Consider the following 21068-nt stretch of genomic DNA (forward strand, 5'->3'; position numbering starts at 1 on the left):
ACGCACCATCATCAACCAGGTAGGGTGTGTTAGGGGCTGCCATAATTTAATTCCCTAATAACTATCTGAAAAATCAGCCCCGTAACGCACCATCATCAACCAGACAAAAATCATCTAATTGTATAGATACAAATATCCGTCTCAAGCAAAATTTTCATACAATTTGCTCTCGTTCCATCGGTAGGGAGCGATACTATTCCCACTCATAAACAGCTTGGCAGTTTCGATTGGCTGCTCCGTCTATACAGAAGGGAGGGGGGGGATACTATTATTTATTATAGCAAATATTCTGCTCGTCAAGCCATGCCGAAATGAATTATGTTATAATTATGGCATTAACTCAACTAAATGGCTTCCGAAAATTTATGATCATTCGAGCTAAAGGAATTAAGCGCGGTCAAACTATTATTTTGAATGAATCGCTTTCTCTACCGGATCAAGAAGTGGAAATCATGGTCATACCTATCTCCGATCCTGGGAGTGAACCCTTGACAAAAAATACATTAGCTGACTTTGTGGGAAAGCTGCAAAATTCACCCAATTTTCAAGACGATCCGGTTGTAATTCAGCGTCAGATGCGTGATGAGTGGGATTAAATTGTTATTAGATACTAATGTGGCGATCGCCATTCTCAAAGCCTATTCATCTTCATCTCCAGAAAAACGATAACTCTTAGGCAAGAGTACCGCCTGACTATTCCCACTCATAAACAGCTTTGCCGTGTCCATTGGTCACTCCGTATATACAGAAGGGGGGGAGGGGAGATACTATTATTTATTATAGCAAATATTATGCTCGTCAAGCAATTCTGTATGGCAATCTATAAAATTAATTCAGATTTCCTAGTCCAGGCGATCGCACCCCCGAAAAAAAACCGGGTTTCTGCGATAATTTTGGTTTTATGTTAATATTTATTAAAGAACCTCGGTTTCTCAGATCGGGCGATTAGAATAGAATCATCGTAAATACAGACCTAGGCTAACGACACTTATGCCCGAAATCGTCGAAATTCCCATTGAACTGACTCGCTTTCAACTGCCCCCAGCCGTTCAAAATCGATTGCAATTTCTCTTAGATCGTCAGGATGAAGGCTATCCTTTGTCTCAAGCAGAAAAACAGGAAGCCGAGGGACTGGTGGAACTGGTGGAATTTTTATCTTTGTTACAGTTACGTTCAACGCGAGTGAGTCAATAATTATCAATGACCAAAATTCCAGCTACTCTCCGTCGCTTGGTGATTCAGCGAGCCAATAATCGTTGTGAATATTGCGGGATTTCTCAGGTGGGTCAAGTCGCTACATTTCACATCGACCATATTATTCCCGTTGTGGCTGGGGGCGAAACTACGGCAGACAATTTAGATCTTGCTTGTGTTTCCTGTTCGCTTCGCAAGGGAGCGCGTCAGGAAATTGAGGATCCTGAAACAGGCGAGGTTGTCTGTATTTTTAATCCTCGCCAACAAAGATGGAATACTCATTTTGCTGGGAATGGCGTGGAGGCGATCGTCGGGTTAACGGCAACGGGTAGAGCAACGGTGAAAGTTCTTAATTTGAATCGGTCAACGATGTTGGCAATTCGGGCATAAGAAGAATTACTGGGGCGACATCCACCCCCGGAAGATATCAATTAAGTAGAGGTCGAGCGATCGCTTTCTCTGATTCCAAGAACATTGTGTGCATTTTTTGATGATGGCTATGGCTGGAGAGCGAAGCGATCGCACCCCCGAAAAGAAACTGGGTTTCTACAACAGCGCATTTCTGCCAAGATTTATTAAAGAAACCCGGTTTCTCCCTGAATAGCCTAACGGGTAGTGTTAGGGGCGACGAGAATTTAATTACCTAATAATTAGCCGAAAAATCCGCTCGGTAACGCACCATCATCAACCAGACAAAAATCATCTAATTGTATAGATACAAATATCCGTATCAAGCAAAATTTTCATACAATTTGCTCTCGTTCCATCGGTAGGGAGCGATCGCGCTCAATTGGCAAATCCTCTGGAAACTCCTGAAGGGCATCAAACATCTATTTATAGCAAATATTCTGCTACTCAAGCAATGCCGAAATGAATTATGTTATAATTATGGCATTAACTAAACGGCTTAAGAAAATTTATGATCATTCGAGCTAAAGGAATTAAGCGCGGTCAAACTATTATTTTGAATGAATCGCTTTCTCTACCGGATCAAGAAGTGGAAATCATGGTCATACCTATCTCCGATCCTGGGAGTGAACCCTTGACCAAAAATACATTAGCTGACTTTGTGGGAAAGCTGCAAAATTCACCCAATTTTCAAGACGATCCGGTTGTAATTCAGCGTCAGATGCGTGATGAGTGGGATTGATTTGTTGTAGATTAATATTAGATACTAATGTGGCGATCGCCATTCTCAAAGCCTATTCATCAGCGATCGCATTGCTGGCAACCGAGCAGCTAGAATTTGAGAACTGTGCCATCAGTCAAATTACGCGAATGGAGTTACTCAGTTATCCTAACTTAGAGGCAGAAGAGGAGCAGACGATTCAAAACTTGTTGGCAAATTTATTAGTCTTGAAATTAGATGAAAAAATTGAACAAGAGGCGATCGCCTTTCGACGCAACCATAATGTGAAGTTGCCGGATGCGATTATTGCAGCAACGGCGAAGGTTTATGGGTTACGCTTGCTAACGTTGGATCGGCAATTACAGGCTAAATTTAGCACTGACTTACCTTAATGGGTGGGCTATGGTCAGGAAAAGAAACTGGGTTTCTACAACAGCGCATTTCTGCCAAGATTTATTAAAGAAACCCGGTTTCTCCATAAATAGCCTAACGGGTAGTGTTAGGGGCGACGAGAATTTAATTACCTAATAATTAGCCGAAAAATCCGCCCCGTAACGCCAGCCTAGGAAATTAAATTTTTCACATATTGTTTAATCACTGGTTGTAGGGTGAAACCGGATGATTTGTTCAGGAAATTTCGTCGGGTTAAAGATTGTATCCCTTTCAGAAAATCGGCATCTGATAAAAGTTCGGGTGGTTTCTGGCTGATATCTACGGATTTTTCTTGGTTAGCTAACCACCCCATGAGGATTTTCTCGACTTCCGACAACCGTTGATAATGTGGTTTGATGAGAGTTTCTAGACTTCCTAAATATAGAGTAGGATAGGATAGGAATTTTTGGACACTACCGTTAAATAGTTCTAGGATATCAGTGGCGATTATACTTAACCATAAAGGGTTGCCATTGTACAGTTCAATCAGCTTTGACCATTCAGGTTTATCTTTGAGTTTTCTAGCCGTGAGGAGTTGGCTGGCTGATTTCCCTAACCCCGCAATTTGTAGAGTTTTGCCGTAGTTTTCTTCAGCTTCCATGGCGGCGATTTCTAGGGGTTGTTCCCAACCGAGTAGCAACAGACAACTTTGATGAGAGCATCTGCCAATTTCATGGAGGAGATGACTATAGTTTTGGTATTCTGGGCGATAATTGCCGACTAATTCTCCAGGGTTTAAGGTTTCTTGAAAGTCGTCGAGGATGATTAAACAACGGTGGTTTCTGAGATGGTCTAAAAAAGAGTTACGAGAGTTTAAATAGTTGATGATTGATGGGTTGTGGCTGGGAGGTGGTGGGGCGAGAGATTCGATGATATGACTTTGTAGGGCGTTGAAATTGGGGAATTGGCGATGACTGCGCCACAGAGTGCGATCGAAGTTGTCTTTAATCTCTTCTACCAGTTTTCTAGCCAGGGCGGTTTTCCCAATTCCGGATAGTCCGGTTAGGCTGACAATGCGGCTATGTTCTTCTAGTATCCACTGCTTGAGGGTAGCTAGTTCCTGGGTGCGATCGTAGAAGTGGCGGCTATTTTCGGGGGCTCGGCTGAGGTCGTGGCGTGGTGGAGGTGGGGGGGTGGTGGTGTCTTGGGGCGATCGGTTGGGCGGGATTTTTGAGGGATTGTATAAATCACTACAGAAATTTATGTTATTACCAATGTGCAGACTGCCTGTATTAAATGAATAGAATATTCCATTTTCGATAAGCGATCGGACATTCTTCTTTTTTACATCCTCTCCCAAAAGCTCCGACAGGAGTTTCCATAATTCCGATGCCGACTTCCGGACATGATCACTGCTGCAATGGTATTCCTCAGCGATATCCTGATATCCCTTGTGTTCCCATACCCCCTCCAAGATAGCCCGTTGCAGCGAGTCCAGATGCTTCCCAGTCTTGCCAAAAATCAACTCATCCGTCCACTGCAAGGCTTCATGAATCTCCATAGCTCCTCAATTGGCTCCTACTTTTGGGTACTTTAACCCCCTATTATCCCACATTTCCCCCCGTCTGGCAACAAAATCCCACATTCCCCCCCTTTTTTTACTTTTAACATCCTAGGAAATACCCCCCTAAATCCCCCTGTCATGGGGTTGACGAACTAAAAATCAGTTGCGAAAATAGTTTGCATCAATCAATAAAACAAGTAGCTCATTTATTTGTAAGATAATTTGATGTGGCCTTTGATAATACAAAATAAATTATAAGTGTCCTCATATCGCACCCAATCTTTCAACCGCAAGAAAAGAGATAAGCATTAAGCAAATGACTAAGCATATTATTCTTACCGGCGATCGGCCAACTGGACCTCTCCATTTAGGCCACTACGTTGGCTCATTACGAAATCGTGTTGAGTTGCAACATCAGCACACTCAGTTTCTTATTATTGCGGATATGCAAGCCTTGACAGACAATGCAGACAATCCTGCCAAAGTTAGCTCCAATCTAACTGAGGTAGTATTAGATTACTTGGCTGTGGGAATTGACCCCGATGCAACTACCGTTTTTGTTCAATCTAAAGTTCCAGAGTTAGCTGAACTAACAATGTATTACCTCAATATTGTTTCTGTTAATCACCTGGAACGCAATCCTACAGTTAAAGATGAAATTAACCAGAAGGCGTTTGGCAAGCAAATTCCGGCTGGATTTTTAATGTATCCTGTTAGCCAAGCAGCAGATATTACTGCCTTTAAAGCGACTCTAGTACCAGTTGGAAATGACCAATTGCCTATGATAGAACAAACATCCGACATAGTACAGCGTTTTAATAACTTATATAATTGCCAAATTCTCATTAAACCGCAGGCTATGATTGCTGATGTTGCAAGGTTGCCAGGAATTGACGGAAAGGCAAAGATGAGTAAATCTCTGGGGAACGCTATATATCTAAAAGACAGTAGCGATGAGATTTGGCGTAAAGTAAAAGAGATGTACACCGACCCTAACCATATAAGGGTAGAAGATCCTGGCACAGTGGAAGGAAATCCCGTTTTTAGGTATTTAGATGCTTTTGACAGCGATCAAGAGGCATTAGAAGAAATGAAAGCTTACTATAGGCGTGGTGGACTTGGTGACATGAAAGTTAAAAAACATCTCAATTATGTTTTACAATCTACCCTCCAACCAATTCGTGAACGGCGTGAGCAGTTTGCTAAAGATATTGGCTATGTTATGTCTATTATTCAGCAAGGAACTGAAAAAGCTCGTCTAGTGGCAAGTCAGACACTTTATGAAGTGAAGGAGGCGATAGGAATCCAATATTGGTAAATCACTTGCTATGTCTCCTCTTTTATCTATCGCAAGTTGCCCTCTTCTGCACATTAAGTATTTTAAAAGTGAGATAAAAATGGCTAGTGTAATTTTTGTAAAACCCGCTCTAGAAACTGATGCTACCTGGGAAATGGTCAGGACGAGTGTTTATCTTGGTATTTGGTATTTGGCTTCTCATCTGAAGCAACAAGGCCATGATGTAAGATATTTAGATGAGGTAGTCAGAAACAACGGTTTAAAGAAAAGCCGTTTGTATTCTACTCGACTGAATGATAAAAATGAGTATAAATACCAAGAGCTTGATATATCTTTAGAGGAATACCGCAATCTAAAAAATGAATACTTTGAATCCAATTCTCCCAAAGAGTTTGTTGAAAAATATTCTGCTTTCAATACAAGCGAAATTATTAGAGTGATCGCAAGAACGGGTAATCCTATAGAAGAAACTTTAAAAGAAATAGAAAAAATCCATCCAGACTTTGTTTTTATCCCTTTAATTGCTAGTGCAAATTATAGATCTGCGACCACTCTTGGTCGAGCCATAAAGGAGAATTTTCCAAAAACAAAAGTTGTATTTGGAGGACAACATATCTCAGCTTTGTGGGATGAGTTTATCCAAGAAAACACATGGGTAGATCATGTTATAACGGGTGATGGTATAACGGTGATAAACGACCTAGTAATAGGTCGCCTTAATTCTAAAGTTATTCACGGCCAATTTCAACCTTTAGAAAAATTTCCTCTGCTTGACTATTCCATCATTGAAGATACGGGATATCCTGTAGATCAAATGTATTCTTATCCATCTTTTGGTCGAAAGTCAATAGATTTTATGTTTTCCAAGGGATGCTTTAGGAGTTGTGAGTTCTGTGTTGCTGGAAATCAAGAAGGCAATACAACCACTTACTGGGATTGGGATTTAATTGATGAGCAGCTCAAAATTTTTACAGAATATGGGATCCAAGAAATTATTGTCCAAGATGATGCTTTTATATATCAAACAGAAGCTTTAGAAAAAAAATTAAAGCTTTTAGATAAATATAACTTGCATTGGCAAATATCTGGAGGATTTGATTTTGAAACCTTAAGTCCTTCCATCACAGAAAAACTTATCAACCATAATCAAACAAGCAAGGCGAAACTTACAGGCATTTATATGCCGTTTAACCCTAGAGCATGGAATAAAGGATCTAGTGCTACGCAAACAATGGTGAGTAAGTATGTAAAAAACTTTGAATGCCTCAAAAAACTGAGGCTAGAAGGTAATATTTATGTTTTCACTAGCGATATTATTGGCACTCCCGAACATACTATTGAAATAGTCAATCATGATATAAATGTTCACAAAGAGATGATTAAAGAAGGATATTTAGATGCTGCATTGACATTAAGTGCAACAATGTTGCCGGGAACTGTATGGTTTAAAAATAACTACAAAAATATAATTAATACCAGAGATTATCCTGGATATTCCCTATTTACCACCCATCATAGAACAGAAAATATTCCAAATCCATCAACAATAGAAGAGCTAATTGTTCATCGAACTAAAGAACTTAATAATTTGCAGTCAACATATAATTGGCAAACTGCTTTTCCTAATTCGACATGGAAATATACTAACTGATGTAAATTCTTAATTGATAGATCTTTCCAGTAAAATTGTAGCAAGGAGTTGAGTTATCAAATGATATATGAAATTTTAGATCAAGTAGGTATAGAGTATGAAAAAGTATTGCATCCACCAGTTAATAATAGTGAAGAAGGTGAAAAATACTATGCCCAATTTAATGTTGGGACAAGTAAAAACTTGTTTTTTCGCAATCGAAAGGGCAATAAATACTATTTAGTTATTATAAAACCTGAAAAACAAGTAAACTTAGATTTATTGGCTAAAAATTTAGGAGAAAAACGATTAAGTCTTTCTTCGGAAGAAAGACTATTAGAATGTCTGGGACAAACTCCTGGTTCAGTTTCTCCATTTGGTTTAATTCACGATTTAGATAATAAAGTTAATGTTATTATTGATATTGATGTAATGAAAAATGAAAAGCTTGCATTTCATGTTGATGAAAACACCAGCGGAATTATTATCAATAAAAGTGATTTTATAAAATATTTGAAATGGACTAAAAATAATTTTGATATTATAGATTTTTCAAAAATTATTATTATATGACTAAGCTATTCAGCATCTAAATTGGGAAAAATTTTTACCCACAATGCTGGGAGTGTTAGCATCTTGCTCCGTAGGACCCTCCAGTTTAAATACCCAACAGCTTATAAATTTATTGTTTCTGCAAGCGTTTCTATCATAAATCTGAATAAAAATATGTTTAATTTCGGCACTGGTTTGATTACTATAGTTTTTATTAGCTTTTACTTAGCTGGATTGGCTGTAATTGGATATAAGGTGTTTAATGAAAAGAACCATGAAGATTATATAATAGGCTCTCGGAATGTGGGCTATATATCAACAGCAGGTTCTATAGGAGCTGGTTTTCGAGATGGAGTGGGGCTTATATTTTGGATTGGGACAGGATTTACAATTGGCTATGGTGGATTATGGTTGATTTGTGGAATGATGACATCAATTTTTTTGCTCTCAATAATAGGACCACGCTTTAGAGAAACAGCGAAAAAAGAAAATTATATAAATATTAGTGATATGTTGTCTGCACACCTGGGAAGGATAACAGAGTTAACTGTATCAGTAATTATTCTTGTTTTTTCTTCTGTGTATGTAGCAATACAAATATTTGTTATTAGCAATTTATTACAAGAAATTTTTTCTATTTCTTTCTATTTCAGTGCTTGTACTACCTTTCTGGTAGTAGCAATATATATGGTATCTGGTGGGTATAGTTCTGTTGTAAAAACAGATGTAATTCAACTGGTTTTGGTGTTTATGTTAATTTTTGTGCCTTTTTTTATACGGCCTTCTGTTAGTAACATACTGGATTTAAACAGCTTATTTTCGCTAAATCTATTAGACTCGATAGGGTTGTTTGGAATTGGTTTTCTCTCTATTACATCGGGCGCAGAAGTGTGGCAAAGAATCATTTCTGCAAAAAACAATCATGTCATAAGAGTAAGTTTTCCCATTTCAGCTATAATTTTATTAATTATGACTTTAAGCTTGATTTTTATTGGTTTTGGTGCACAACAAATTTTGGAATCAGAAATAGCTTCTGATCAAGTTTTATTTATGCTTTTTAAAGAACAAGGAATTCCTTCTCTAATACTAGCCTATATTGCTGTTGCCATAATTGCTGCAAGTATGTCAACTTTAGATACATTTGCTTATGTGTTCTGCTCTACATTTATTAAAAATTTATTAACTCAAAAAAACACTTTTTCTCAAGAAAAGTACGTCAAAACATCAAGAGTAGTAGTTGTTATTTTTTTAGCTATAATGACTATATTTTCAGCCTCTATTACTGATATAATTAGACTTTTATTTGATGCGTCTAGTTTTTTGTTTATAATGACTCCAGTTTTTTTGTTGGGCATTGCGGGTTTTATAGAAAAATCCAATTATTTAGATAAATATATTGCTTTAAGTATGTGGATTAGCTCTGCATTATATGTATTTTTATTCATAAATGGTTATTTTACTAATTTACTCATAAACTTAATTCCTGCCATGCTTTGCTTTGTTTTATGTTTATTATTTATTTTGCATTATCGTAAAATAAGACACACTTAAAAATTATGGCTTGACTGGATGATTGGTGTATAGAAGCCATTCCCTTGATTGAGCGAGAGCAGCAGGGTGTCTTCTGGGGGGGAGTACGGAGCCTAATTTTTACTCAATCCCCCTCATCCCTCAGAACGCAGCATCACCATTAAACCCTGAATGGAATGGGGTGTGACTCTAAGTTAGAATATTTGGGTTATTCCCCTCATTTGTGGCAGAGGGTGACAGAGCCTACATCTGCTTCAATCTTAGCAGCCGGGGGTGCGATCGCCCACAATTGCGGAGGCCATATCGCCTCTTTAAATTGCTCCTTAGCCCGGTCAATGGGTTTGAGGCAACAACACTCAACAACCCTCAGCAAGTTGTTAATCTAACAACTTCACGATTCCCTGCGAAACGGGGATGCGATCGCCCCAATCCTCTAACTAGCACAATTATGTCTCAATTTTACCGGACACAACACCGTAATTTCACGTAGATGATGACCGCAAATCCCCATGATTTCGTATCACCGAGGTTGGTTTTTCGAGACATAACTAACACAATTATGTCTTTTTTATCTCGCTCCCCCCAGGGTTCGGGTGGTGGCGGGTCAAAAAAATAGCCCCATGACCTAATGAGGCTAAAATCTACCGATGGGCCGATCGCTCTTTCCCAGATAGGCGATAAGCCTGACGGCATAGCGACCCTTACCGCTCTGTTTAATCTCAATCATCAGCCTCAAACAGACGGACGACGAATTCGGGTTTGTATGTCATCTGCCACCACCAGACAACCTTGTAAAGTCGCCAGTGGATCTTCCCGCACAACCCGCTGCAAAACATCAAGCACGGCCTGACGACTTCCACAGCGAGAACGCAACAGTAAAATTCCCGGATGAGTTCCGGGTGGAAAACGTCGGACATCAGAAAAATCTAAGTCGAGAGTAATAAAAAAGCGTCCCTCAGTACAAACTTGCTGCCATACAACTTCATCGTCTTCACCAGACAATCCTTCATCAGTAACTCGATCGCAATCGTAACCTTCATTTCGGAGAAACTCTGCATGGGTAATACTAAGATTTTCGTCTAATTTGACTAAGAGCATTATGATCACGTTGGCGACAGTTCTTCTTCTCTTGCTAGTGCCGCCGCATAAGCGATCGCCGAGCGCACATTTTCTAAAGTCAACGGTGGATATTCCTCAACAATTTCTGCTAATGTCAATCCCTCAGCCAGGTTATCCAGGATGACCGAAACCATAATCCTGGTTCCTTTAATACAAGGTTTGCCATGACAAATATTGGGGTTTTTCTCAATTTGTTCTTGCCAATTAAGCATGGTTTGCCCTCTACCAAATTGTTAAGCATAACTTGTCCTAGTTTAGCATAAAACCAACCGGCTACGAGAGCGATATCTGAGCCTGGTCGAAGCGATCGCTTTTCTGACTCCCTGAGCTCTGCTCCAAGAGGAGTTCGCGCAGCACCCCGGAGGCAATCGCTCTTTGATTCCCAGATAGGCGACTAATATCAGCCTGCGAACTCTAATCCCTGATAAACATCCTCAGAATCTGCATTCAAATAAGGACGCTGCCAATCAATCCCCAACCCAGAAAACTGCTCAGAAATAGCAGCAATCCGACCCGCCGCAGAATTGTCCTCCTGTTGCCAAGCCATCAATAACCCATTAGCTATAATCTGACAGCGATTCATCCCAAAACTCTCCTCACTGCCAAACTTTTTGTCCGGTTCTTCCGCCAACCCCAAACCCGGTGCTAACTCCAGAGTAAACAAAGGTATTTCTGGCTTAAAAACAGACTTATTTTCTTGATAAACATGAGCCACAACCTGCCTGACCAACTCATAATCTGTTTTGCCAAAATAAAGCACCCCAGCATCATACCGTTGATAATCAGCCGGATTATACAAAGCCTTAAAACTAAAAGGAATGCCCCTCTCATTTAACCTTTCAGTCAACCCAGCCATCACAGCCACCGCACCTTCAGGAGTAACATTAAAATAGATCCGCACCATAGCTTCCTCTCTCTGTAAACCGGCATTACCCACCGCCATATAAAAGCCATTTTGCACCAAATTCTTAGGCATCAAAATTGACACAACATCCCCCACTGCTGCCGCTTTTTCAGACTCTTGAAGATGCTTTTCCCGTTGGATATGCAGCCGCAAACCGCCCTTAGTTACAGCCAAACTGCCATCGGTTTCTTCTCTCAAAATCGACCAACCCGCATCAAAATATCCCTCACCCTTGTTCGCTGCTTCCAACTGTAAATAAAAGTCCATAGCTACGCCCGCAAAACTATTATTCTCCAAATCTAATGGCTGACCCTTATTCTCAGAACCTAATGCTTGGGATGCTTGCATCGACCCATTATAATAAATGCCATAAAGAAAACTCCGCAACTGTAAGCTCATGTACTTATCCTGCATTTCCTGGGGTAAAGCCTGAATCCGAGGCAATATCTCAGCAGGCATTTCCCAGGGTTGATAGTTCGGATGATGAATCGAAAAATCGGCGGAAATTTGGACATTTTCAACAATATCTGACAAAACTTCCTTTAACCGACCTCCAACTTCAGAGGCTAATTGATGAGATTGAGAATTAAGTAATGACATGATTTTTCAAGATACTCAACGATATTAAACTTTGCCAACAACAGAAGAATTCATCTGATTTAACTGAGTAGCAGTAGCCCCAAAAATCGTGGGCATTGATGATTCAGGACGAGATAACAAAGCCTTGGCTACCTGAAGCATAGCAATTCCCGTATTATTAAAGGTTTTTTGATACTGAATCATTGCCAAAATCCCAATAATTAAAGAAAAACCTGCCAACTGTACGACCTGCTTTAAGAAATCAGGACGATATTCTAAGATTTCTGGGAAAGTTTCTAAATAAGCTAAAGTTAACCCACCGATAGATGGCTGAAGTAATTCTAGGGGAGTAGTGGCTAGTCGCAAAGATTCTTCAATACTAAGAGAATTACTAATCACTAAGCTACCCAACCAAATTTGTAGATAACTGGCGATCGCCATTCCCAAATCAAATGCTGGATCTCCCCAATCAGACCTTTCCCAATCAATCAAGCGGATCGCATTTCCATTAATATCTTCCCAGTTTCGATTCAGAAGAATATTATTCAGCTTGATGTCATTGTGAGTCAGACAAACAGGAGAAATAGTTTCAGTGACTCGATGAACTGCTTGTCCTAAGCTATCATATCGTTGATAAAGTGCAAAAAATTTCAATCCATCCATCGGAGCCATACCAAAAATTTCAGGACCGATCCTTTCCAAACTCTCTAATAATAGCGGAGATACTTTGGGTTTTCCTGCCACCTCTTCTTGGACAAAAAATTCCCGATAAATACTCTGATTCCAGGTATCACGATGAATCGTCGCCAAACAACTGCCAATTTGAGCAGCAACCTGAACCGGAAAGAGATTGTTTTTAGAATAAAACTCTGCTAAATCCTGATAATTATCCAGATAAGTAGAAACTAAAATTGAGTTATCAGCATCGTGGAGCAGTAATTCTGGCAGAAAACTACGCCAATGGTCAAATTCAGGAAAGCTCTGTAGAAATTTGGGGATTCGCCATTCCCCAAAAAACTCGCCCACAGTTTCTTTTTCCGAATTGATAAATTGTTCTTGTTTAACCAGTAACTTTCGACCCTCTGGTAAAGTCACCAATAAATTAAAATTTTTAGCCTCAACCTGCTCTACTCCTGGATTTTCTAGGGAGCGATCGCAGATTTTTTGGTCGATTAAATAGTCATAAACATTTTGAGAACTTAACACAAATTTCATAATTACAATTATTCTCAAATATGGCTGCTCTGTTTTGATTGATTTTCATCATAATTGATGATAGCCTTATTGCCAACCTCTTCATCTGTATTAAAAAGACATAATTAATACAATTATGTCTAAACTTCAACTAATCTCGCCAGTCAAACAAGCTGTTAGATTGTTTTATTGCTAATTGCGATCGCTCCCTAGACAAAGAAACCGGGTTTCTGTGAGAGTTTTTGCCTCCTCACCAAGATGTCAACTAGAAACCGGGTTTCTCCACGGGAGACAAAGAAACCGGGTTTCTGTGATAGGTTTGTGCATCCTAATTGCCGATCGCACTGCTGTAATCACAGTGTCCCCAGCCCGGGAATCCAACAATTCCTCATGCACCGCACAGGGAATTAAAATCCTACCATAAAGCTGAGGCATTAGGCTAAATTGCTCGACCTTCGCTAAAAATGGGATAAGGGGTGAAGTGTTGCTGACAACAATCATAATCACTCCGTTTCCTCTAGGTTTTGAGGTCTTGCTGAAACTCATCAATCTCATAATGGACGCAAATACCTCGCTCAGAAATCAGTTTTTGAAACTGCATCCGATGCCACCCCAATAACTCACTGGCTTTACCCAAACTAATTTTATCTTGCTGAAACAACATCAGCACAATTTCCCCAAATAACTCATTTTCAGAAAAGCCACTAGCCTTTACTAAATCATCGGAAATCACTAAACTCATCGGGAACTCTCCTAGGCTGAAATCTCCTGCTTAAATCCTAGCAGCGACGAAAGCGATCGCCCACAATTGCGGATACCATATCGCCTCTTGAAATTGCTCCTTAGCCCGGTCAATGGGTTTGAGGCAACAACTCTCAACAACCCTCAGCAATTTGTTAATCTAACAACTTCACGATTCCCTGCGAAACGGGGATGCGATCGCGCCTATCCTCCAATGGTTGTAACATAGATATAGAAACCGGGTTTCTCCAGGGGATGCACTCTCTTGAGCGAGGTGTCACTAGAAACCCGGTTTCTCCACATATAGGCGATCGCCTTCGCATAAAATAGAGTGACTTGACTTTTATCTATATGAATGAGACTGTTTACATCGAAACAAGTATTTTAGGGTATCTCACCGCTAGATAGACCAAAAACTTGATTATCGCTGCCCACATGGAGATTACAAGGGACTGGTGGGAACTGCGCCGGAACGCTTTCACTCTCTATACATCAGAAGCCGTTTTAGAGGAAGTGGCACAAGGAGATCCAGCGATCGCCGCCCAACGACTAGAGATTTTAGGTAATTTTCCTTTGCTGACTTTGAATCAAGCGGTAGAAGCTTTGGCAGCACAATTTTTAGACCGAAGCAATTTGCCCCCTAAAGCCAAGATAGACGCGATCCACATAGCTGCTGCCACTGTTCACGGTATGGATTATTTGTTAACATGGAACTGCAAGCATATCGCCAATGCCCAAATTCAAGGAAAATTGGCCGAAATTAGTCTAGATTGTGGCTATGTGCTGCCTGTTCTCTGTACGCCCAACGAACTCATGGGAGATTAGTCTATGTGGAAAGATGAAATTGTCGAAGAAATCCATCAAATTCGCGATCGCTATGCCAAGTCTTTCAACTACGATTTGAATGCCATATTTGAAGACCTCCGCAAAAAGGAAGCAGAAAGCGGCAGAGAAGTTGTCAATTTGTCGCGCCCACCGGGTTTAAAAACCCGTTGGAGTGGACGAGATTTTGAGGGTGAAGTCAAGAAAACCAAGCCCAGTTAGGATGAGCCATCGTTAGGTGCGATCGCCCCTAATTGCAAATACCATATCCCCTACACTCAGAAACCTTCTGTCTTTCTGCATCCTCACAGAGATTTTGCCATCAACCCGGTTTCTCAGTTCCAATTACCATCAATCAAAACCCTCGTAGGTTGGTATGATAAAATTAATCAGGTCAAGCCATTTTAGGAAAGTTAAAGCTATGACCACTAAACAACCTCGCTACAGTAAAGAGGAATTCGCTCGTCTTGGGGATGAAATTTATGAATTTAAGGTTCGCCCACAAGTAGAGGCAGGTAATGAGGGCAAGATTGTGGCGATTGATTTAGAAACTGGAGATTTTGAAGTCGATGCTAGTGAAATTGCCGCGTGCGATCGCCTTGAAGCCACTCACCCTGATGCTCAAATCTGGATTGTGCGAATCGGTTCCGGCTATGTCCGTCGCTTCGGTGGACTAAGCAAGAGAATTTGATGATTACCGGAATCGTTAATAGAGATTTTGAACCGATTATTCCCCATATTCACATCCTGCCAACTTATCACCAGACTCGGTGAATGGAATAGGCATCAAAAGCCGAATCGCGACTAATCAAAACCAAGGGATGATTCATGGCTTGTGCCACCAAAATCCGATCAAACGGATCGCGATGATGGAGGGGTAAGCTCAGGTAGAACTCCGTATAGTGCGAATGTAATGGGCAGAACGCCGATTTTTAGTTGTTGTAGCACTTCCTCTAATTCTGAGAATGATTTCTGTAACCTAAGTTTGCCTAAACCCAATTTAATTGAAATTTCCCATAAACTGGCAATACTTACGGAGAGATTGTTATTGGCATCTTCCAGAATTTCGGTGGCTCTATCACTTAAATTTTCACTGTTTTGCAAGTACCACAGTAAAGTATGGGTATCCAGTAGGCAATTCATCTTTACATATAATCCTTTAAATCTTCCAGAGGTTCATCAAAATCATCAGACATCCAGATTTGACCCTGCCAAATACCCAGTCCGCCTCGCTGGGGTGCTTTGGCGGTTTGAACAGCGTCTGCCGCATATCGGTTCACCAAAAATTCTGTATAGTCCAAAACTGACTGCTTGACAGATTCTGGGAGTTTTTCCACATTTTTTAAAATGGCATTTTCTATCATTTTTTTACTTAAAAATATGCCTCTCTATGAATCAATTAACTCTCATATCTGGCTTTCACAAAAGCCGGAATTTGATGGGGGTCAGTCCACCCGGGGGGTTTATGGAAGCCCAACCAGTGGACTATAGCTAGTGATTTTTACTCACTTAATCCTATAGCATTCCTAAATGAATTGTGGAAGACCCTCACCCCCAACCCCTCTCCCAGAACGGGAGAGGGGAGAAGAAAATGTCACAACTGATTTAGGATTGCTATAGTTTTCTTGTTTTCAAGATAACACATCCCGGCCATCAATGCCAGCAACATAGATTTTCGTTTAGTTCAAAATTTGAAGACCTCCGCAAAAAGGAAGCAGAAAGCGGCAGAGAAGTTGTCACTTTGTCGCGCCAACCCGGTTGAAAAACCCGTTGGAGTGGACGAGATTTTGATGGTGAAGTCAAGAAAAACAAGCCCAGTTAGGAGCGATAGTTAGGAGCGATAGTTAGGAGCGATAGTTAGGAGCGATCGCCTTTAATCTTCCCTTACAACCCCACCACTCGTGTTTCAGCTTGTCTGAAAGACTTGGGTTTTACTACGATTTCTACATCCCGACCCAACGCATTTAAAAAACGAAACAACCGAGTCGTGGAAAAACCCGATAGCTTGCCATTCACTAATGCCGCCACTTTAGGCTGGTCAATTCCCAACATTTCTGCCGCCTCAGTTTGAGTCATATTTTGGGCGGCGATAATACCACTAATTCTCCGGGCAAGTTCTGCCTTGACCAGTAATTCATCAGAATTTTCTAACTCTAAATCGGCGAATACATTGCCACTTCCTGCTTGTACTTTAATCGGGTGATTCATATTTTTACTGCTGATTGATGTAATGTTCGGAGTAATGTTCTTTGGCACGTTTAAGCCTTCCCTCGATTAGCTCAATATCCTGCTTAGGCGTGGCAATCCCTTTTTTTGACTTCTTCTGAAAAGCGTGGAGGACATAGACCACCCCCGCTAACTTTAAAGTGTAAACGGCTCGATAAGTGTCTCCGTCAAAATCTTCGACAACTTCAAGCACCCCAGCCCCCTTAAAGCCTTTGAGTGGTTTCGCAGACGGGTGCTTTTCACCACATTGAGCCAGATATAGCGCATAACCAACACCTTGCCGAACCTCCTCCGGGAACTCCTTTAAATCCTCAAGAGAACTGCCAACCCACTCAACTGGTTTTAGTAATTCACTCATGCCTCAATTATGCTACTTTTGGCATATCATGTCAATCCCTGAATCCTGCTAGACTGAACTTAAGAAACTGATGAAGCTAAGTTGATGAAAATTAAAGCCATTATTCATCCAGCAGAAGAAGGGGGTTATTGGGTAGAAGTCCCAGCCCTTCCCGGTTGCATTACCGAAGGTGATACCTGGGAAGAGGTCACGCAGAATTTACAAGACGCCGTTGAGGGTTGGCTGAGTGTTGCGAATAATAGCCGGAAAAAAACAGAGCCCACAGACGAAATTGTGGAAAAACAGGGCTGGTTTTTACAGAGAATTACAGGAAGCCACTAGATTTACGACAATCCCCCAGAACCCAAAATTCTCTCTATTCCTGTCCATAGTAATCAGGAATTAAAAATTGGCACTTTAAAGGCATTGATGAAAGTAGCCAATCTCACCGAGGAGGACTTGTGAAAAAAGACCCCGATTCAATTAACCAGCAATCATCCTAGCCTCTTTTGTGCCATAATGGTTTTATTTGAACCCGTGAGGGAGAGGTTGCTGCCCCGATGGGAGGAGAGGATGGGATAAGATACTGATGACGATGATTCGCGAGGTCACAATTCGAGGCTTCAAGTCCATTTACTCCGCCACCCTAGAACTTGGTCGAGTGAATTGCTTCATTGGGGCCAATGGAGCGGGCAAAAGTAACTTGCTGGAAGCTCTGGGAGTCTTAGGCGCGGCAGCTAATGGCGTGGTTGATGATGAAAGCCTGCTGCGTCGTGGGGTGCGGGCGGGCTTACCCAGGCTGTATAAAAGCTCTTTTGCGACCGATCGCACTCCGGCCCACATTGCCATTGAGGTCACCGGCTCAGGTAACGAAGCCTATCGCGTTTCTTTGCTCAACCCCCTCGATTCCCCTGAACCGGCTTGGTCCTATAAAACCGAAGTCCTCAGCGACGGCAATCAGGAAATTCTTTCTGATGGCATTCGCAACAAGAAGAACCTCAACCCCAAAGCGGGCTTGGCTGCCTTGCAGTTGGTGGAGTTAGACCCCCAGAATCCGGCGGCTCAACTGATGCAGCGCCTCCAGGAATTTGCCATTTACTGCCCGAACACTCCCACTCTGCGTGGCATTGTCCCGGACCAACAATCGCGCCTCCCCCTGGGTGTGAGCGGTGGACTACTCGCTGAAGGGTTTGCCTCCCTGCGCGAATATTTAGAGGGTAGAGGGGAAGAAGGTGAGGAGATTCTGGAGCAAGTGCTGGAGTTGATCGACTGGGTGGCTGATATCCAAACCACCAGCTATGGAACGAATCTGCTCTCGCCCAAGGTGCCTCGGACTAAGCTCCTCCTGAAATTCAGCGATCGCTTCATGAACCAAAGCCGCAACGAACTCACCGCCTACGATGCCAGCGAAGGCGCACTTTATGTCATCTTGGCGGCGGTGCTTTGCCTGTTACCCCAAGCTCCCCGACTGCTGGCGATCGACAATCTGGATCAAGCCCTGAATCCCCGACTGCTGGTCCGGCTGATTTCCCGTCTTGCGGGCTGGCTTCAGGATAATGACTGCGATCGCCAACTGCTGTTAACGGTCCATAATCCCGCCGCCCTCGATGGTCTGGACTTACTGGATTCTGAGGTGCGCCTGTTTGTGGTAGAGCGCAATAGCAATGGTCAAACCTGTATCCGTCGCCTCACACTCACCCCCGAACTTACTCAACTGAACCAGCAATATCCCCTCTCACGCCTCTGGATTATGGGGCATCTAGGAGCGGTGCCCAATGTCTGATCCGTTAAAAATTGCCCTAGTAGCCGAAGGGCCAACGGATTTGGAAGTGATTCAAGCCGCCCTTAAAGCCATCTTACCCGATCCATTTATCATGACCCTGGTGCAACCGGAAGCGACTCAACCGCAAATGGGATGCGGTTGGGGCGGTGTGCTGAAATGGTGTGACGCGGCGCAACAGAGGCATCATGGCTCCCTGGATACGGACCCCACCCTGATGAGCTTTGATGTGCTGATTATTCATGTGGATGTGGATGTATCGACGGGTGAATATGACAATTGTGGACCCGCAGTGACAGAATTAGCGCAGCAGAACAAGTGGGGAACTCTCCCCTGCTCACAGCCCTGTCCTCCCGTAGCTGATACGGTGGATGCTCTGATGATGGCGATTCAAAGCTGGTTAGGAGGGGCTACTCCTGGCGATCGGACGGTGTTCTGCCTACCTGCCCAATCCTCCGGTACCTGGTTAGCAGCGGCGGTACTAGCTCCAGGGCATCCCCTCCTAGCCCAAGGGGAGTGCAATGTCAATCTAGAGAATAGACTGGCAACCCTACCCAAGGGACAGCGCATCAAGAAAAACAAGCGAGATTACCAAGTTCATGGGCCAAGCATTACCCAGCATTGGACACAAGTCAAAGGACTTTGTACCCAAGCCGCCAATTTTGAGCAGACTGTATTAACGGTAGTCCGTTCCTTGGAGTAGGGGCTTGGTGCTTTTTCTCTAGCTCTGTCAAGGTGTATTTTTAGGGGCTTCGATGCGATCGCCTGAAAAGGGTGATGAGACAAAACCCTGACATGAGGTCAGTCATAAACCCTGTTTTTCTTATCAATATGTGCGCCAAAATAAGTTGAATCAAACTGATGTAATGGTTCAGCTTGACTATCGATCGCCCCAATTAAGTCACCGATTTTTTCAGATAACGGTTCCGCTTCAGGCTGGGGTTTTTCAAGTTGAGATAAAATCCAACTTTCGGGAGTTAACCCTTGTTTTTGGGCGACTTCTAGGATGGCTTGATAAGTTTTTTCAGATAGAATCAGGGTATGTTCTGACATAATTTTACTCAGTTAACCTGCTCCGATTTTAACTCTAATCCATACAAATGGCAACGATGCAATTCAAGCCCAAAAGTAGGGGCGTTACCAGGAAAATACCCAGGCTAATTTTTGCCAAATACTGCCATTCTCCCGAACCCGCCTTTACCCCGGTCAAGGGGCTGTGACTCTAAGCTATAGCAGTTCCCGGACTCATGAGGTACGTTTCAAAGCCCCTCTCCCTTTCTGGGAGAGGGGTTTGGGGTGAGGGCCGTACCTTATGGAGATGAGAAACGCTATAGGAGATTTGGGTTATTCCCATCATTTTTGGCAGAGGGTGACACAGCCTACATCTGCTTAAATCTTAGCAGCCACGAAAGCGATCGCCCTCCAATTGCCGATACCATATCCCCTACACTCAGAAACCTTCTGTCAGATGCAAAAACAGATTGCCCATCCCAAATCGAGCAACTGGTTAGAGCAAATTAGCGGCTCTTTCAAAGATGAACCGGCTTTTGAAGAAATCCTCGCATTAGGGCAAGCCATTCGCCGAGGCGATGAGTCCGTATTAGATCCCTCAGAAATCAAATGAGATATTTATTAGATACAGATGATCTGAGCATTCTGCAACGTCAATCTGGGGCAGATGATCACAATATTTTGGCACGAATGGCTCAATATACCCTCGATAATTTGGCGATTTCAATTATCACAATTCAGTAACCAATGCTGGGCTGTGATGCCTAGATTAACCGCCCTCGTTATCCCAATGAATTGGTTAAAGGTTATGAAATCATGGAACCGCTAGTAGCTGACTTTCAACGATTACCCATTCTCCCTTTTGATGCGATCGCCTCCCAAACCTTAGACCAGTTAAACTCACAACCGATTCAACTGGCTCAGATGGATGCGCGAATGGCGGCGATCGCGCTTTCTCAGCCAATGATTTGATTAACTCGTAATCATGGAGACTTTAGCAAAGTGGCAGGATTAGCAATAGAAAATTGGACAATTTGAAGTAGGGGAATGTAGATAGCGATCGCTCTTATTAAATTACTCTTCAAAT

Annotated in this window: 32 protein-coding genes; 19 read left to right on the plus strand and 13 right to left on the minus strand. The window is 42.1% G+C overall.

Annotation, left to right across the window (positions count from 1 at the left end):
• Positions 1–329 precede the first annotated feature (329 nt).
• The 5 genes from HFV01_RS28990 (at position 330) to HFV01_RS29010 (ending at position 2715) form a co-directional block, all read left to right on the plus strand.
• Entirely contained in the window at positions 330–596 is a 267-nt protein-coding gene (locus HFV01_RS28990) for a hypothetical protein (RefSeq protein ID WP_006622742.1), read from the plus strand.
• A gap of 394 nt (positions 597–990) precedes the next feature.
• Positions 991–1194, plus strand: a complete 204-nt coding sequence (locus HFV01_RS28995; protein WP_006622743.1) for a hypothetical protein — start codon at positions 991–993, stop codon at positions 1192–1194.
• A gap of 6 nt (positions 1195–1200) precedes the next feature.
• A complete protein-coding gene (locus tag HFV01_RS29000) occupies positions 1201–1584 on the plus strand; it encodes an HNH endonuclease (RefSeq protein ID WP_006622744.1) in 384 nt (127 codons plus the stop codon).
• 529 nt (positions 1585–2113) lie between these two features.
• Positions 2114–2344 carry a hypothetical protein gene (locus tag HFV01_RS29005; protein ID WP_318286048.1) on the plus strand — a complete coding sequence of 77 codons (231 nt, stop codon included), beginning with the start codon at positions 2114–2116 and terminating at the stop codon, positions 2342–2344.
• A complete protein-coding gene (locus HFV01_RS29010) occupies positions 2335–2715 on the plus strand; it encodes a type II toxin-antitoxin system VapC family toxin (protein WP_006622746.1) in 381 nt (126 codons plus the stop codon). The genes HFV01_RS29005 and HFV01_RS29010 overlap by 10 nt, the downstream gene beginning before the upstream one ends.
• A 170-nt stretch (positions 2716–2885) precedes the next feature.
• Here the strand turns inward: HFV01_RS29010 and HFV01_RS29015 are convergent, their stop codons facing one another.
• Positions 2886–4256 (minus strand): ATP-binding protein, encoded by a 1371-nt coding sequence (locus tag HFV01_RS29015; protein ID WP_193520670.1) that lies wholly within the window; start codon positions 4254–4256, stop codon positions 2886–2888.
• Positions 4257–4575: 319 nt separating this feature from the next.
• On the opposite strand from HFV01_RS29015, the gene trpS reads away from it, so the two are divergent.
• From trpS to HFV01_RS29035, 4 genes are all read left to right on the plus strand, one after another.
• Positions 4576–5577, plus strand: a complete 1002-nt coding sequence (gene trpS, locus HFV01_RS29020; protein ID WP_187758684.1) for a tryptophan--tRNA ligase — start codon at positions 4576–4578, stop codon at positions 5575–5577.
• A gap of 79 nt (positions 5578–5656) precedes the next feature.
• On the plus strand, positions 5657–7207 hold the full coding sequence (locus HFV01_RS29025; protein ID WP_187758683.1) for a cobalamin-dependent protein: 1551 nt from the start codon (positions 5657–5659) through the stop codon (positions 7205–7207).
• A 60-nt stretch (positions 7208–7267) separates the two neighbouring features.
• Positions 7268–7759 carry a prolyl-tRNA synthetase associated domain-containing protein gene (locus HFV01_RS29030; RefSeq protein WP_187758682.1) on the plus strand — a complete coding sequence of 164 codons (492 nt, stop codon included), beginning with the start codon at positions 7268–7270 and terminating at the stop codon, positions 7757–7759.
• 21 nt (positions 7760–7780) lie between these two features.
• Positions 7781–9289 (plus strand): sodium:solute symporter family protein, encoded by a 1509-nt coding sequence (locus HFV01_RS29035; RefSeq protein ID WP_187758681.1) that lies wholly within the window; start codon positions 7781–7783, stop codon positions 9287–9289.
• A gap of 196 nt (positions 9290–9485) precedes the next feature.
• Here the strand turns inward: HFV01_RS29035 and HFV01_RS29040 are convergent, their stop codons facing one another.
• The 7 genes from HFV01_RS29040 to HFV01_RS29070 form a co-directional block, all read right to left on the minus strand.
• Positions 9486–9641, minus strand: coding sequence for a hypothetical protein (locus HFV01_RS29040; RefSeq protein ID WP_193520671.1), 156 nt, complete (start codon positions 9639–9641; stop codon positions 9486–9488).
• A 359-nt stretch (positions 9642–10000) separates the two neighbouring features.
• Positions 10001–10366 carry a DUF5615 family PIN-like protein gene (locus tag HFV01_RS29045; protein ID WP_006622758.1) on the minus strand — a complete coding sequence of 122 codons (366 nt, stop codon included), beginning with the start codon at positions 10364–10366 and terminating at the stop codon, positions 10001–10003.
• 5 nt (positions 10367–10371) lie between these two features.
• A complete protein-coding gene (locus HFV01_RS29050; RefSeq protein WP_006622759.1) occupies positions 10372–10599 on the minus strand; it encodes a DUF433 domain-containing protein in 228 nt (75 codons plus the stop codon).
• A gap of 188 nt (positions 10600–10787) precedes the next feature.
• Positions 10788–11891 carry a T3SS effector HopA1 family protein gene (locus tag HFV01_RS29055; protein ID WP_193520672.1) on the minus strand — a complete coding sequence of 368 codons (1104 nt, stop codon included), beginning with the start codon at positions 11889–11891 and terminating at the stop codon, positions 10788–10790.
• 24 nt (positions 11892–11915) lie between these two features.
• On the minus strand, positions 11916–13085 hold the full coding sequence (locus HFV01_RS29060) for a phosphotransferase (protein ID WP_193520673.1): 1170 nt from the start codon (positions 13083–13085) through the stop codon (positions 11916–11918).
• Between the two features lie 240 nt (positions 13086–13325).
• Positions 13326–13565, minus strand: coding sequence for a PIN domain-containing protein (locus HFV01_RS29065; RefSeq protein ID WP_006668952.1), 240 nt, complete (start codon positions 13563–13565; stop codon positions 13326–13328).
• Positions 13566–13581: 16 nt separating this feature from the next.
• Positions 13582–13806, minus strand: coding sequence for a UPF0175 family protein (locus HFV01_RS29070; protein WP_006668951.1), 225 nt, complete (start codon positions 13804–13806; stop codon positions 13582–13584).
• Between the two features lie 434 nt (positions 13807–14240).
• On the opposite strand from HFV01_RS29070, the gene HFV01_RS29075 reads away from it, so the two are divergent.
• From HFV01_RS29075 to HFV01_RS29085, 3 genes are all read left to right on the plus strand, one after another.
• Positions 14241–14630, plus strand: coding sequence for a type II toxin-antitoxin system VapC family toxin (locus HFV01_RS29075; RefSeq protein ID WP_193520674.1), 390 nt, complete (start codon positions 14241–14243; stop codon positions 14628–14630).
• Between the two features lie 3 nt (positions 14631–14633).
• Positions 14634–14849, plus strand: a complete 216-nt coding sequence (locus tag HFV01_RS29080) for a hypothetical protein (protein ID WP_111890891.1) — start codon at positions 14634–14636, stop codon at positions 14847–14849.
• Between the two features lie 199 nt (positions 14850–15048).
• On the plus strand, positions 15049–15318 hold the full coding sequence (locus tag HFV01_RS29085) for a hypothetical protein (RefSeq protein WP_006668949.1): 270 nt from the start codon (positions 15049–15051) through the stop codon (positions 15316–15318).
• Positions 15319–15479: 161 nt separating this feature from the next.
• On the opposite strand, the gene HFV01_RS29090 is transcribed toward HFV01_RS29085, so the two are convergent.
• From HFV01_RS29090 to HFV01_RS29105, 4 genes are all read right to left on the minus strand, one after another.
• On the minus strand, positions 15480–15770 hold the full coding sequence (locus HFV01_RS29090) for a type II toxin-antitoxin system VapC family toxin (RefSeq protein WP_006622769.1): 291 nt from the start codon (positions 15768–15770) through the stop codon (positions 15480–15482).
• 2 nt (positions 15771–15772) lie between these two features.
• Positions 15773–15991, minus strand: coding sequence for a type II toxin-antitoxin system VapB family antitoxin (gene vapB, locus HFV01_RS29095; RefSeq protein ID WP_006622770.1), 219 nt, complete (start codon positions 15989–15991; stop codon positions 15773–15775).
• Positions 15992–16511: 520 nt separating this feature from the next.
• Positions 16512–16835 carry a helix-turn-helix domain-containing protein gene (locus tag HFV01_RS29100; protein WP_006622772.1) on the minus strand — a complete coding sequence of 108 codons (324 nt, stop codon included), beginning with the start codon at positions 16833–16835 and terminating at the stop codon, positions 16512–16514.
• Positions 16836–16839: 4 nt separating this feature from the next.
• Positions 16840–17211, minus strand: a complete 372-nt coding sequence (locus HFV01_RS29105) for a type II toxin-antitoxin system RelE/ParE family toxin (RefSeq protein WP_006622773.1) — start codon at positions 17209–17211, stop codon at positions 16840–16842.
• Between the two features lie 84 nt (positions 17212–17295).
• Here HFV01_RS29105 and HFV01_RS29110 point away from each other — a divergent pair, with 84 nt between their 5' ends.
• From HFV01_RS29110 to HFV01_RS29125, 4 genes are all read left to right on the plus strand, one after another.
• Positions 17296–17532: a type II toxin-antitoxin system HicB family antitoxin gene (locus HFV01_RS29110; RefSeq protein ID WP_193520675.1), complete on the plus strand. Its 237-nt coding sequence runs from the start codon at positions 17296–17298 to the stop codon at positions 17530–17532.
• Positions 17533–17655 (plus strand): type II toxin-antitoxin system HicA family toxin, encoded by a 123-nt coding sequence (locus HFV01_RS29115; protein ID WP_108615277.1) that lies wholly within the window; start codon positions 17533–17535, stop codon positions 17653–17655. It begins immediately after the preceding gene.
• A 124-nt stretch (positions 17656–17779) separates the two neighbouring features.
• On the plus strand, positions 17780–18973 hold the full coding sequence (locus HFV01_RS29120; RefSeq protein WP_048895302.1) for an AAA family ATPase: 1194 nt from the start codon (positions 17780–17782) through the stop codon (positions 18971–18973).
• The gene (locus tag HFV01_RS29125; protein WP_187758226.1) at positions 18966–19673 is read left to right on the plus strand and encodes a hypothetical protein; all 708 of its coding nucleotides are present in this window, start codon (positions 18966–18968) and stop codon (positions 19671–19673) included. The genes HFV01_RS29120 and HFV01_RS29125 overlap by 8 nt, the downstream gene beginning before the upstream one ends.
• 98 nt (positions 19674–19771) lie before the next feature.
• Here HFV01_RS29125 and HFV01_RS29130 read toward each other — a convergent pair whose 3' ends face one another.
• Positions 19772–20023 carry a hypothetical protein gene (locus HFV01_RS29130; protein WP_006622777.1) on the minus strand — a complete coding sequence of 84 codons (252 nt, stop codon included), beginning with the start codon at positions 20021–20023 and terminating at the stop codon, positions 19772–19774.
• 415 nt (positions 20024–20438) lie between these two features.
• On the opposite strand from HFV01_RS29130, the gene HFV01_RS29135 reads away from it, so the two are divergent.
• From HFV01_RS29135 to HFV01_RS29140, 3 genes are all read left to right on the plus strand, one after another.
• Entirely contained in the window at positions 20439–20594 is a 156-nt protein-coding gene (locus HFV01_RS29135; RefSeq protein WP_006622779.1) for a hypothetical protein, read from the plus strand.
• On the plus strand, positions 20591–20725 hold the full coding sequence (locus tag HFV01_RS31530) for a hypothetical protein (RefSeq protein ID WP_318286050.1): 135 nt from the start codon (positions 20591–20593) through the stop codon (positions 20723–20725). The genes HFV01_RS29135 and HFV01_RS31530 overlap by 4 nt, the downstream gene beginning before the upstream one ends.
• Before the next feature lie 72 nt (positions 20726–20797).
• Positions 20798–20953, plus strand: coding sequence for a hypothetical protein (locus HFV01_RS29140; protein WP_187758228.1), 156 nt, complete (start codon positions 20798–20800; stop codon positions 20951–20953).
• The last annotated feature ends 115 nt before the right edge of the window (positions 20954–21068 follow it).

The sequence above is a fragment of the Limnospira fusiformis SAG 85.79 genome (assembly GCF_012516315.1).
Classification (GTDB): domain Bacteria; phylum Cyanobacteriota; class Cyanobacteriia; order Cyanobacteriales; family Microcoleaceae; genus Limnospira; species Limnospira fusiformis.

Bases quoted from the DNA above. Each gene is read 5' to 3' on its own strand.
- HFV01_RS28990 (WP_006622742.1), top strand. From the start codon at position 330: ATGGCATTAACTCAACTAAATGGCTTCCGAAAATTTATGATCATTCGA.
- HFV01_RS28995 (WP_006622743.1), top strand. From the start codon at position 991: ATGCCCGAAATCGTCGAAATTCCCATTGAACTGACTCGCTTTCAACTG.
- HFV01_RS29000 (WP_006622744.1), top strand. From the start codon at position 1,201: ATGACCAAAATTCCAGCTACTCTCCGTCGCTTGGTGATTCAGCGAGCC.
- HFV01_RS29005 (WP_318286048.1), top strand. From the start codon at position 2,114: ATGATCATTCGAGCTAAAGGAATTAAGCGCGGTCAAACTATTATTTTG.
- HFV01_RS29015 (WP_193520670.1), bottom strand. From the start codon at position 4,256: ATGGAGATTCATGAAGCCTTGCAGTGGACGGATGAGTTGATTTTTGGC.
- trpS (WP_187758684.1), top strand. From the start codon at position 4,576: ATGACTAAGCATATTATTCTTACCGGCGATCGGCCAACTGGACCTCTC.
- HFV01_RS29025 (WP_187758683.1), top strand. From the start codon at position 5,657: ATGGCTAGTGTAATTTTTGTAAAACCCGCTCTAGAAACTGATGCTACC.
- HFV01_RS29030 (WP_187758682.1), top strand. From the start codon at position 7,268: ATGATATATGAAATTTTAGATCAAGTAGGTATAGAGTATGAAAAAGTA.
- HFV01_RS29045 (WP_006622758.1), bottom strand. From the start codon at position 10,366: ATGCTCTTAGTCAAATTAGACGAAAATCTTAGTATTACCCATGCAGAG.
- HFV01_RS29050 (WP_006622759.1), bottom strand. From the start codon at position 10,599: ATGCTTAATTGGCAAGAACAAATTGAGAAAAACCCCAATATTTGTCAT.
- HFV01_RS29055 (WP_193520672.1), bottom strand. From the start codon at position 11,891: ATGTCATTACTTAATTCTCAATCTCATCAATTAGCCTCTGAAGTTGGA.
- HFV01_RS29060 (WP_193520673.1), bottom strand. From the start codon at position 13,085: ATGAAATTTGTGTTAAGTTCTCAAAATGTTTATGACTATTTAATCGAC.
- HFV01_RS29065 (WP_006668952.1), bottom strand. From the start codon at position 13,565: ATGATTGTTGTCAGCAACACTTCACCCCTTATCCCATTTTTAGCGAAG.
- HFV01_RS29070 (WP_006668951.1), bottom strand. From the start codon at position 13,806: ATGAGTTTAGTGATTTCCGATGATTTAGTAAAGGCTAGTGGCTTTTCT.
- HFV01_RS29075 (WP_193520674.1), top strand. From the start codon at position 14,241: ATGGAGATTACAAGGGACTGGTGGGAACTGCGCCGGAACGCTTTCACT.
- HFV01_RS29080 (WP_111890891.1), top strand. From the start codon at position 14,634: ATGTGGAAAGATGAAATTGTCGAAGAAATCCATCAAATTCGCGATCGC.
- HFV01_RS29085 (WP_006668949.1), top strand. From the start codon at position 15,049: ATGACCACTAAACAACCTCGCTACAGTAAAGAGGAATTCGCTCGTCTT.
- HFV01_RS29090 (WP_006622769.1), bottom strand. From the start codon at position 15,770: ATGAATTGCCTACTGGATACCCATACTTTACTGTGGTACTTGCAAAAC.
- vapB (WP_006622770.1), bottom strand. From the start codon at position 15,991: ATGATAGAAAATGCCATTTTAAAAAATGTGGAAAAACTCCCAGAATCT.
- HFV01_RS29100 (WP_006622772.1), bottom strand. From the start codon at position 16,835: ATGAATCACCCGATTAAAGTACAAGCAGGAAGTGGCAATGTATTCGCC.
- HFV01_RS29105 (WP_006622773.1), bottom strand. From the start codon at position 17,211: ATGAGTGAATTACTAAAACCAGTTGAGTGGGTTGGCAGTTCTCTTGAG.
- HFV01_RS29110 (WP_193520675.1), top strand. From the start codon at position 17,296: ATGAAAATTAAAGCCATTATTCATCCAGCAGAAGAAGGGGGTTATTGG.
- HFV01_RS29120 (WP_048895302.1), top strand. From the start codon at position 17,780: ATGACGATGATTCGCGAGGTCACAATTCGAGGCTTCAAGTCCATTTAC.
- HFV01_RS29125 (WP_187758226.1), top strand. From the start codon at position 18,966: ATGTCTGATCCGTTAAAAATTGCCCTAGTAGCCGAAGGGCCAACGGAT.
- HFV01_RS29130 (WP_006622777.1), bottom strand. From the start codon at position 20,023: ATGTCAGAACATACCCTGATTCTATCTGAAAAAACTTATCAAGCCATC.
- HFV01_RS29135 (WP_006622779.1), top strand. From the start codon at position 20,439: ATGCAAAAACAGATTGCCCATCCCAAATCGAGCAACTGGTTAGAGCAA.
- HFV01_RS31530 (WP_318286050.1), top strand. From the start codon at position 20,591: ATGAGATATTTATTAGATACAGATGATCTGAGCATTCTGCAACGTCAA.
- HFV01_RS29140 (WP_187758228.1), top strand. From the start codon at position 20,798: ATGGAACCGCTAGTAGCTGACTTTCAACGATTACCCATTCTCCCTTTT.